This is a genomic window from Simkania sp. (assembly GCF_965215465.1).
Lineage (GTDB): Bacteria > Chlamydiota > Chlamydiia > Chlamydiales > Simkaniaceae > Simkania.
Genome location: NZ_OZ244056.1, coordinates 781,921 through 793,000 on the forward strand (window position 1 = coordinate 781,921; position 11,080 = coordinate 793,000).

Below are 11,080 nucleotides of genomic sequence, written 5' to 3' on the forward strand. Positions count from 1 at the left end.
AGCCCGAATATAATTTTTGAAGAAATTCTATCATATTGTGCAATTAGGATAAAGAGGGCTGAGCAGAAAGGTCTTCCAAGATCGAAGCTGGGGTCGATTGGAAGAGAGTGGGGTCAATCTCAGGGTGAAGGTATTCGACAAAAGAAAGATTGACAGAAGGGGTATTAGGTGGCTCAGATTCAAGATAAACGGTGACAGTTGAAAGTGGTCCGCTGAGATCTTGAGCATTTTGGATGAAGGCGATTGCAGGCAGTGTGTCTGGTTCTCCTTCAAAATCAACCCCATAAACTCCTGAAGGAAGAGAGCTAAGCTCTGAGGTTTCAAAAGACCATGAGTAAAGCGTTTCGTTTTCTTTTTTGATGGCATCAGGGTCTAGAGGCTTCCAAATCGAATAGGGTCTGCCAAGGTACTTTTTGATTTTTTTAAGTTTTCCTTCTTGGATAAAGTTGCGGATCATGCCACTAGAAATCGTTTCCTTGTGGTGCCGCTCTTTTTTCAAATAATGTGTTTTAAACCCCATTTGATCGGCTAGAGCTTTCATGTGCTCTTCATCACCTTCTCGGTTTTTACCAAAAGAAGCATCTTCTCCTAAAACCAACTCTTGGAAGGGAAGTTTCTTCCGCAGTGCTTCCATACATTCGATATAAGACTGCTGAGAAAATTCCCGAGTAAAGGGGAGTGCGATTACCAAATCGATTCCATATAACTTGAGCAGATGGAGGCGGTGTTGAAAGCTCATGACAAGGGGAGTTGGAGCTTCAGGCTGAAAGATTTGTGAGGGGTGGTTTGAGAAGGTCAATAGAACACGTGTTCCCGTCTTGCGTGTGAGCTTGTGCAATTCCTTAATGATGGCTTGATGACCCAAGTGGATTCCATCGAAGATCCCAATTGTCAGTGCGATAGGTGTAACTGCCGGAGGGATATCTTCTAATTTGGTGACTACTTTCACGCCTCTTTCCTCAAATAGGGGGTAAAATTGAAGGATCGGTCAGAAAGGCTTTTTGCGTCAATGCAATCTTTTAGTTCAAATGGACCACTTCGCGTTCTTGTCAGCTCAACTAAATGAGCCTCAGTTCCTAGCTTTTGGCCAAGTCATAAGCAAGAGTTCGGATGTAGGTTCCTTTTGAGCATTTGATGCGCAGCTTCAGCTCAGGGTAAGAGTAGTCGAGAATCTCTGTTTCTACTTGAACGTGAATGGGTTTTCGCTCGATTTCAATTCCTTGCCTAGCTAAGACATAGAGTTTTTGCCCTTGCACCTTTTTTGCAGAGTACATAGGGGGAATCTGACTGATAGAGCCTTGAAACTCTTTCACAACATCTTCGAGAGTCGTCTCATGTGGAACAAGATCACTTGTTTGAGTGATTTCCCCGTCACAATCGTAAGTGGTGGTTGAGGCTCCAAGCTTAACAGTTGCAAGGTATTCTTTATCATGGTGTAGAAACTTATCAGAGATTTTCGTGTAGGGGCGACCAAGAAGCATCACCATCACGCCGGTTGCAAACGGGTCTAAAATTCCAGCATGGCCAATTTTTTTAATGCCTGAGAGCTTGCGCAGGACTTTGACAAGGTAAAATGCGGTGCGACCTTTTTCTTTGTTAACGGGAAGGATACCTTCGTAAGAGTTCATGGGTCTCGGGATTTTTTTTCTTCTTCAATTTCTTTCAAGATAGAGTCGATTTTCATCTGCTTATCGACTGTTGTATCTAAAATGAACTTCAAACTAGGAAAATAACGCATGACAACCTTTTTCGAGGCTATCGTTGAAATGAAACCCGCTGCTGATTGGAGAGCGTCAATAGTTTCTTTCCGTTCCTTTTCGTCACCAATGACACTAATGTAGACTTTTGCATGGTGAAGATCTTTAGTGATATCGACTTCAGTAATGGTGATAAGTTCAGATACATTCGGATTTTTAACGTCTTGACGAATGACTTCACTCAAGACTTCCTTCAGAAGGGAGTTAAGGCGATCAGTTCTTTTGGTCATAACTCTTGTTGAATGTAGATAATATCGAAGGTTTTAATTTCGTCGCCTGCTTGGTAATCATTGAATTTTTCAAGCAGAATCCCACACTCTAGGCCTTTTGCCACTTCCTTAACGTCTTCTTTAACCCGCTTTAGAGAAGCAATGTTGCCTTCCCAAATGATTTCGCCTTCGCGAATGACCTTTGCGTATTGGTTACGTTTGACAATGCCATCTGAGACTTGGCAACCAGCAATTAGACCTAATTGAGAGGATTTGAAAACTTGTTTCACTTCAGCTGATCCCGCTTCTGTTTCTTTGCGGACCTTATCGAGAGTTGCCAGCATCAGTTCTTTCACGTCATCGAGAATTTGATAGATAATGTTTCGCCGTTTGATCACAACTTTTTCTTGTTTGATCATGTCTTCTGCATGGCTTTCGACTTGGGTGTGAAATCCAATGATGACCGCATTCGAAGCTACAGCAAGTTCGACATCAGATTCAGAAATCTCTCCAACACCTTCGGCAACGAAGTTTAGTTCGACCTTTTTACTCTTAATGTTGAGTAGAGAGCTCTTCAAGGCTTCAACAGACCCTTGAACATCAGCGCGGATGATGAGGTTTAAGACTTTCTTTTCAGTTAGTTCTTGGTGTCGCTGCATGAGGCCTTCTAATCCTTCTGAGCGACGTTGGATGACCGCACGTTTTGTTCCTGAAGCACGTTCACTAGCAAGTTTGCGGGCTTCTTTTTCGTTTTCTACGGCGATAAATTCGTTTCCAGCAGAAGGAACTCCTGAGAGTCCCGTAATTTTTACGGGTGTAGAAGGACCTGCAACTGGGATGCTTTTTCCATGTTCATCGTGCATCGTTTTTACGCGAGCGTAAATTTCATCGATGACAAGAGCGTCTCCTAGTCTTAACGTTCCGTTTTGAACGAGCACTGTTGCTATGGCTCCAAATCCTTTGTGGAGCTGAGATTCAACAACTGTTCCGCGAGCTCTTGTATCGGGATTTGCCCGCAGTTCTAAAACTTCTGATTGGAGGATGAGCATTTCAAGTAAGTCGGGAATGCCTTGACCAGTCGATGCAGAGCAGTTCACAGTGATCACGGATCCACCCCATGCTTCAGGGAGTAGTTCGCGGTCAGCTAATTGACGATAAATGTTTTCTGCGTCAAAGCCATCTTTGTCGCACTTATTTAGCGCGATCAGCATGGGAACACCGTATTCTTTGGCATGCTTGATCGCTTCGTCGGTTTGAGGCATGATTCCTTCATCTCCAGCGATAACAAGAACGACAATATCGGTGATTGTAGCACCACGCATCCGCATCATTGAAAAGGCTTCGTGCCCAGGAGTGTCTAAAATGGTGATGTCACCATGTTCACGATGGCATTTAAAAGCTCCGATGTGTTGTGTAATGGCTCCTGCTTCACCGCCCGCAATGTTGCTTTTGCGAATGGCGTCAATAAGACTTGTTTTTCCATGATCAACATGTCCCATGAAGGCAACGATAGGAGCGCGGAGTTCTAAGTGTTTTTCGCCTGCTTCAGCAATTTCTTCTTGGATGGTTTTGTCGGTAATGCGAAGTCGTTCTTCTTCACTTGTGTCAATTGTGATTTCACAACCGAACTCGTGGCCGAGAAGTTGAATGGTTGTTTCGTCATCTAAGTAGTCGTTAAGAGTTAGAGCCACCCCTTGCATGAAGAGTTTGGAAATGAGCTCTGAAGCTTTGAGCTTCATCGCTTGCGCTAAGTCTTTGATCGAGATTGGAATGCGGACTGAAAGATTTTTTGGCCGAACGATTTCTATTGGTTCTTTATTTGATGGGCGGAATCGGGGGCGTCTGCGACGGTAAGTGCGCTCTTCTCCGACACGCAGTCCGTGGCGGTCGCGAGAATCAAATCGGTTAGATTTAATGTCTCGAGTGACACGACTAAATTCAGCGCGGTAACCTTGTTGTTTTTTCTCTTCTTTGAAACCACGTTCTGGATCCCGTTTCTTAATGTCTTTAAATGTAGATTTTTTCTCTTCAGCTTTTTCGGGTTTTTTAGCAGGAGGAGTGGGTTTACCTTTTGAAGGGCGCGCTTCGGTTTTTGGAGCTTTGGGTTTCTCAGGTGCAGGTTGTTTAACTTTGGGCTTTTCTACTTTTTCGACTGGAGGTTTTTCAGCTGGAGGAGGAGCTTTTTTCTCTTCGACTTTTGGAGGAGCTGCTTTTTCTGGCTCTTTTTTTACAGCAGGAGCCTTTGGGCTTTCTTTTTCAGCCGGTATTTTTTCTTTTGCAGCAGCTTGTGGCTTTTCTTTGGCTTTTTCTTCTTTAGGAGGAGCTTCTTTTTCTTCTTTCTTAAGTTTGCTCTTTTTTAGGGCTTCTGCAAGCTGAGTGTTTTTGACTTTTAGCTTGAGGTTTTTTGCCAAAATTAGGTCCTTATTTTCTGGATTTTTTCTATGATATCTTGAGCCATTTCAGTGCTGATACCTGTCGACTTCGTCAATTCATCAATGGGGGCATTGAGAATTTTACGAGGAGTGTTGTATCCAGCCTCTTTTAAGCTATCGATAACAAATTGGTTTAGGCCTTCGACCTGTTCGAGTTCCACATCGAGCTCTGGACTTTCCTCTTGAGAAAGCTGTTGCTTCTCAAAAGTCAGCGCGGCTTGATACTCACTCATTTTCTTCACCTCAATCTCAGCGCCAATTAGCTCAGCGTTGAGACGGGCATTCATTCCTCTTTTCCCGATCACAATCGGATAGTCTTCGTCTTCTACAACAGCAAAAATTGTGTTTCTCTCTCTGTCGAATTGAAGTTTTTTTGGTTCGATCGGGTGGACCAAGCTTTGAAAAAGTTCGATAGGGTCTTCAGTGAAGATGACAATATCGATTTTTTCATTGTTGAGTTCTCTGATAATGTTTTTAACGCGTGTTCCGCGTACACCGACACAAGCACCGAGAGGATCGACTTTAGGATCATTTGAGTAGACGGCGATTTTGGTGCGGTAGCCTGCTTCTCTCACGATTTTTTTAATTCCAACAGTTTCTTCGTGCAACTCTGGAACTTCTTGGATGAAGAGTTGTTCGACCATTTCTGGATGACTGCGAGAAAGAACGACTTCTGCACCACCACCTTCTGTATCGCGCACTTCCCAAAGAAGAGCCTGAATACGATCACCGACATGATACTTTTCAGTTTTGGGGTAAAATCGATCAGGAAGAATGGCTTCAACTTTTCCTAGATCAACAATTAGTGTGGAGCCTTTAACAAGGCGCTTCACAGTTCCCGAAACAATTTCACCAATACGGTGGCGGTACTCTTCATAAATGACGTCGCGCTCTGCACTACGCAGCTTTTGAGAAATCACCTGCTTAGCTGTTTGTGCGGCAATACGCCCGAAATCAGCTGGAGTAACAGTCACACGGATGAATTGACCAAGCTCACACGCAGGATCGAGCTCTCGTGCTTCTTCAATGAGAATTTCTTCATCGGGATAGGTCACCTCTTCGACGACCTCCTTTTCAGCGATCACTTCGATTTCACCATTACGAGGATCGATTTCTACCGAAATGGTTCCAGCGCCTTTAGCACTTTTGCGTGCGGCGACTTGGAGCGATTCTTCGATAGCTTTGATAATCGTTTCCCGCTTGATCCCTTTTTCTCGTTCAAGGTATTCAAAAATAGCGACTAAGTCTTTATTCATCCTAATGCTCTTACGTTTTGTTTATCAAGAAAACGGGATTATTCTTCCTCGTTTTCCTCTTCCTCTTCAGGCTTTTTCTTAGCTGTTTCGACAACGATGTCATCGCGGTTCTCTTGGTTTTCCTCAATGAGGAATTCTTTAATAGAAAGCGAGATTTTTTTGTGTTCTGGGTCGAGTTTGATGACTTTTGCAGTGACTTCGTCGTCAACGTTGACAACTTCTTCGACTTTACCAAAAGCTTGATCAGAAAGCTCTGTGACGTGAACTAATCCTTCGATGCCGTTTTCTAGTTGAATGAAGGCTCCAAAAGCTGTCAGCTTTGTCACAACACCTTTTACAACAGTGCCGATTGGTAGAGTTTTTTCAATCGATTCCCATGGATTACTGCTAAGCTGCTTGATTCCAAGGGTGATTTTTTTACTTTCTTTATCAACAGAAAGGATGATTGCTTCAACGCTGTCACCTTTCTTGAGGACTTCCGAGGGGTGTGAAACTTTTTTGATCCAGCTCAAGTCGGAAATGTGGATAAGACCGTCAATTCCAGGTTCAAGCTCGACAAATGCGCCGTAGTTGGTCAAGTTGCGAATCTCAGCATTGACTGTGCTTCCAACAGGATACTTTTGATCGACGTCTTCCCATGGATTTTTCTCTGTTTGCTTGATTCCAAGTGAAATCTTTCCATCTTCTTTTTGAACAGATAGAACAACGGCTTCGAGTTCGTCACCTTTATTCACAACTTCGCTAGGATCTGTCACGTTTTTTACCCATGACATCTCAGAAACGTGTATCAGACCTTCAATTCCAGGCTCGATTTCAATGAAAGCGCCATAAGGAACGAGGTTGACGATTTTTCCATGAATGAGAGTTCCAGGGGGGTACTTCTTCTCGATTTCTTCCCAAGGATTAGCTTCTTTTTGCTTGAGTCCAAGAGCGACGCGTCCTTTTTCTTGATCGATGTGAAGGATCATCACTTCGAGTTCATCATTGAGCTGTACCATTTCAGATGGATGCTTGATGCGCTTCCAAGTCATGTCTGTAATGTGCAGAAGACCATCGATGCCATCAAGGTCAAGGAAGACTCCAAAGTCAGTGATGTTTTTAACAATTCCTTTGCGCAGTTCGCCTTCTTTAATTTCTTCAAGAAGCTCAGCTTTTTTCGAGCTGCGTTCTTCTTCGAGAAGTTCACGGCGTGAGACAACGATGTTTTTTCTCTCAATGTTGATCTTAAGGATTTTGAAGTCGAAGGATTTGTCGAGGTACTCGTCGATGTTTTTAATTCGTTTGTTATCGATTTGAGAGCCGGGGAGGAATGCCTCCATACCGATATCGACCATCAAGCCACCTTTGACTTTGCGGATGACTTTACCATTGACAATCGAACCTTCTTCGCAGTGTTCAAGGATATACTCCCATTGACGCTGGCGGCGTGCTTTTTCGCGCGATAAGACAATTTGTCCGTCATCACCTTCTGTACGATCGAGATAAACTTCGATCTCGTTATTAAGAGTCAATTCATTGGGATCATTAAATTCGTTAACTGGGATTAGCCCTTCTGATTTGAGTCCAACGTCTACAACGACAAAATCGGGTGTGAGTTCAACGATATCACCTTTAAGGATTTGACCGACTTCCATTGAAGCAATAGAGCCTTCGCCGGCATCTTGTTCCTTTTGGTTGAGCAGGTTTTCAAAAAGTTGCGCATCTTTTTCTTCGAAATCGACATCGTCGATGTATTTGCTTTCGTTCCAGTCGTATTCTAATTCTTTGGACATGTTTAAAGGGTTCTCCATAAGTTTATAATTTCAATGCCATCTTCACCGAAAGAAGAGGCTTTGCTAACAGACCGAACTGGGATGGGAAATAAATTCGCTGCAGCACAGTGCTGTTAATCCAAAAAGCCTAGCAAAGAAATACTAATAAAGCAACTTTTATACCAAGAAACCCCAAAAGTTTAAATTTTACTGGTGCCATTCTTTCCTATATTTTTACTTCTTCACCTCATTTCGTGTCTCATGAACATTGCGAATCATCTTACACAGAAAAGATTAAAACTACCTTGGGTTATCTTAGGTAAAAAGCGAATTTTTGAAATTGATTGAGCATGACTTTTGAGAGTGTTCTAAGCCGATCTGATCAAGGTCGCTTGTCAAGAAATTTTTTTTGTAAAAAAAATCCTACTGTGAATTCAGTGTTTAATTTTTTTTCATTTTGAGCTATACTTCCTCCTGTTTATGGATTACTTGCGTTTCGGAGGATTAAGGAAATGGCGACTTTAGCAAATACAGGAACAGAACATGGTGGTGGTGTTTTGGCCTGCGTTCCACAGTTTAAAACCTGGACCTACTCACATGGAAGAGGGTCAGAAATTGTCATCTCAGGGGATGCAAAGGAACTCAAAGCGATTTGGGTTAAAGAAGGAAGTTACACGCCTCTATTTTCTTGCGATTTGACTGAGCCTAATTGGAATACTATAAAAGATCTAGACGCTTATCTGCAAAAGTATTTCCCTACAATTTCTTGGCAATGGGATTATCTAGTGGGAATTGTACCTTATCGAAAAATTCCTTCTGTTACATTTACTATGAACACTCTCTATCAAGTCCACGTTAAATTTTCTTCCAAAAGCGTTTCTTTAGAAGTGGCATTTTTTGATACAGGTCATGCTGTAAAACATCGGCTCATTAATCGTCTCAGAGATTTAAAACTTTGGGGAAAACCAGGTTATGAGTTTTGCGTTTTAGAATATAACAGCAAGACAATAGGAGAAGATGAGTATTTTGGGACTCATGCAGAAAAAAGTGAGACTCAAGCTAACATTATCCCAAAATATTATAGTAGGGGACTTCAACCCACTGAAATGTGCTCATGGTGTGAAGGGTTTTTTAACCAAAATGCAAAACGACTTGGCTCTCGTTCATGTTAAAAACTCTAGTGATGAAATTTGGAGGTGCAGCTCTTGCAACTCCAAATCATTTTTGCCGCGTTGCTCGGCGCGTAAAAGAAAAATTTCGATCAGATAAAAAGCTCATTATTGTCGTAAGTGCGATGGGACAAATGACCGATGAACTCATGGAACTTGCGCACAAGGTTTCTCCAAAGCCACTTAAAAGAGAGCAGGACATGCTCATCTCTGTCGGAGAGAGAATCAGCATGTCGCTTTTAGCAATGGCCTTAGCTGATCAAGGTGTTGAAGCCATCAGTTTAACTGGGAGTCAGTCGGGAATTATGACATCTAGTGATCATTTAGAAGCCTGCATTACAGCTGTGCGGCCTCTACGACTCAAACAGCATCTAGACGAAGGAAAGGCGGTTATCGTGGCAGGGTTTCAAGGAGTGAGCCAAGACAAAGAAATCACAACTTTAGGTCGGGGTGGGTCTGATACCACAGCTGTTGCCTTAGGGGTTGCATGTGAGGCTGAAAAGGTCGAGTTTTATAAAGATGTTCCAGGCTTTTATGAGAAAGATCCAAAAAAAGAAGTTGATGCTTCACTTTTTTCTCATCTTTCCTATAAGCAAGCGCTTACTTATGCGAAGCAAGGGAGCACACCTCTTCATCCTCGTTCAATTTTCCTTGCTTCAAAAAATGGCATCCCATTACACGTATTAAGTTTTAGGGAAGATGAGCGCATTCTCTTTCCAGGAACGAAAATCAGTGATGATCAAATAGCGAGGAGCTCGGAGCCTATTTATGAAAGCATTGGCACAGGAGACCAGTCACCGCCCTGAAGTTCAAGCTGCTATTCGGCGCATCTTAGAGCACACTCAAGCTCCTTTTCCTTCCATTACACACTCTCACTTAGATCCCCTAGATAATACTGTATCATTTTTCCTCCTTTGTCAGGACCAACCAGGCCTCGGCACCTTTTTTTATGAAATGGTGACGCGGTCTCTTCCTGGAAAGGAAACACTGTTTTTTTTGTCAGAAGTTGATGAGACCTATATTGTCGCTGAGCTTGAAATGCGTTTTCAAAGCCGCATGAAATGGGAACAAGTAAAAGGACATGTTGAGGTGCTAAAACACGAGCTCATGGTCGGGCTTCGCTCGCCGTATCATGCCAATCGCATTTTAGAGTTGAAGGGGATGACTTTAGAAGAAAAGCGGATTCGTGTTCAAGAACGCGTAGCGAAGACTCTTCAACGGTTCCCAGAGAAATTTGATTATGATTTCTTTTCCCTTGTGCAGCATTACTTTATTCGGTCCCATCAAGAAAGCCTCCGCTTTCATGAAGTACGGCAAATCAGTGAGAACTTAGCAGGTCTGTACCAACTCAAGCGTAAGCTCAGACAGAAAATTGAAGAAAACTCCGGCAGGCGCCACCTATTTGTGAAGGTCAGAAAGCGGTGGTTGCACCATCCTTTTGGGAGTCGTCAAGTCTTAGGCGTTTCAGTCGGACTCAATTTTTTGCGAGAGCATGAAGTCTTCTCGGAAAAACACCTGCTCAAAGCTATCCAAGCACTGATACCAGGGGTTGAGCACTTTGCAGAAAGTGTGTACGAGTATGAAGATGGAGAGTACCCTATCCTCCTCCTCTACATGGAGATCAACTCGCATGAGCAAGCCTTGCTGAAGCGAGAACTTCCCTTAGTCCTCAAAGGTCGTGTTGAACACCTGCAGCGCCCTCTTTTCATGCCTCGTAATGAAGAAGAGGTGATGCGGCATGTGGTCACATTAGGTGGGCAGCTCAAGTTCTCACGCGATCTTCCTCAAATCATTCTTTCATTCCACGGTCAAACCGATAAAAAGCTTTACTTTACGGTGATTTTAGCGCGCGTTTTACTTCCCCACCTAGAAAGTGCTGAAGAATTACTTGAAAAACTCGGACACTTACATCCACAGGTTGAGCGGGTGAAAAAGATCGGAATGCTTAGGAAGAAATACTTTAAGGAAGCTCTCGTTTTCAAAGTGGAGCTGCGACTCACAGACTTCTTGCGAGATGACCAATCGGTCGACTTATATAAGGCACGCCTTTTCGTTTTAAAAGAGCTCGAGAAGGTCGTGGGCGAAGTGCGTGATTACAATGGGGGGATGATTTCGAAGCAAAATGAGGTGCTTTCAGCCTTGCATGAGCTATTAGGTGCAGAGGCTCAGCGGCATGGTCTTCTTCTCGATAATTTTTTTCATGCTCTGTATCCAGTGGAAAAGCGCAGCTTGGTTCCTCCTCAGGACTTAAAAACCTTTTTTACTCTCCTGCTTGAAGTTCTCTATAAGCGGAGAAAATTTTTAACGCTTCGACAAGATGCCTTCTACCTTGTCATGGAAGTGGCTGACAAGGAAAAGCTTTTGGAATTTGTGGAGCAGATGAAATTTTCCTCGCGTCCTGTCCAATTGCAATTAATGCATGATGAACGCTTTTTCTATGGCTTGATTTTAGAAAAAGATGAGCAGGAAATCGTCAAACAGCTGCGGGCTTTTGCAATTAAGTAAT

The 11,080-nt window shown here is 43.1% G+C and carries 8 protein-coding genes and 1 pseudogene; 3 read left to right on the forward strand and 6 right to left on the reverse strand.

The window, feature by feature from the left end; translation table 11 throughout:
* Positions 1 to 43: 43 nt before the first annotated feature.
* From ACOOFG_RS03590 to rpsA, 6 genes and pseudogenes are all read right to left on the reverse strand, one after another.
* Positions 44 to 949: an adenylyltransferase/cytidyltransferase family protein gene (locus ACOOFG_RS03590; RefSeq protein WP_420422276.1), complete on the reverse strand. Its 906-nt coding sequence runs from the start codon at positions 947 to 949 to the stop codon at positions 44 to 46.
* A pseudogene (truB, locus tag ACOOFG_RS03595) lies at positions 946 to 1,628 on the reverse strand (tRNA pseudouridine(55) synthase TruB). Before truB ends, ACOOFG_RS03590 begins: the two are co-directional and overlap by 4 nt.
* Positions 1,625 to 1,987, reverse strand: coding sequence for a 30S ribosome-binding factor RbfA (gene rbfA, locus ACOOFG_RS03600; RefSeq protein ID WP_420422277.1), 363 nt, complete (start codon positions 1,985 to 1,987; stop codon positions 1,625 to 1,627). Before rbfA ends, truB begins: the two are co-directional and overlap by 4 nt.
* The gene (infB, locus tag ACOOFG_RS03605) at positions 1,984 to 4,377 is read right to left on the reverse strand and encodes a translation initiation factor IF-2 (protein WP_420422278.1); all 2,394 of its coding nucleotides are present in this window, start codon (positions 4,375 to 4,377) and stop codon (positions 1,984 to 1,986) included. Before infB ends, rbfA begins: the two co-directional genes overlap by 4 nt.
* Before the next feature lie 2 nt (positions 4,378 to 4,379).
* On the reverse strand, positions 4,380 to 5,654 hold the full coding sequence (nusA, locus tag ACOOFG_RS03610; RefSeq protein ID WP_420422279.1) for a transcription termination factor NusA: 1,275 nt from the start codon (positions 5,652 to 5,654) through the stop codon (positions 4,380 to 4,382).
* Positions 5,655 to 5,692: 38 nt separating this feature from the next.
* On the reverse strand, positions 5,693 to 7,426 hold the full coding sequence (gene rpsA, locus ACOOFG_RS03615) for a 30S ribosomal protein S1 (protein WP_420422280.1): 1,734 nt from the start codon (positions 7,424 to 7,426) through the stop codon (positions 5,693 to 5,695).
* Between the two features lie 491 nt (positions 7,427 to 7,917).
* Between rpsA and ACOOFG_RS03620 the strand changes: the two genes are divergently transcribed.
* From ACOOFG_RS03620 to ACOOFG_RS03630, 3 genes are read left to right on the forward strand one after another with little or no spacing between them, the layout of a single operon-like run.
* Positions 7,918 to 8,577, forward strand: a complete 660-nt coding sequence (locus ACOOFG_RS03620; RefSeq protein WP_420422281.1) for a hypothetical protein — start codon at positions 7,918 to 7,920, stop codon at positions 8,575 to 8,577.
* Entirely contained in the window at positions 8,571 to 9,380 is an 810-nt protein-coding gene (locus ACOOFG_RS03625; RefSeq protein ID WP_420422282.1) for an aspartate kinase, read from the forward strand. The genes ACOOFG_RS03620 and ACOOFG_RS03625 overlap by 7 nt, the downstream gene beginning before the upstream one ends.
* Entirely contained in the window at positions 9,343 to 11,079 is a 1,737-nt protein-coding gene (locus ACOOFG_RS03630; protein ID WP_420422283.1) for a hypothetical protein, read from the forward strand. Before ACOOFG_RS03625 ends, ACOOFG_RS03630 begins: the two co-directional genes overlap by 38 nt.
* Position 11,080: the final 1 nt, after the last annotated feature.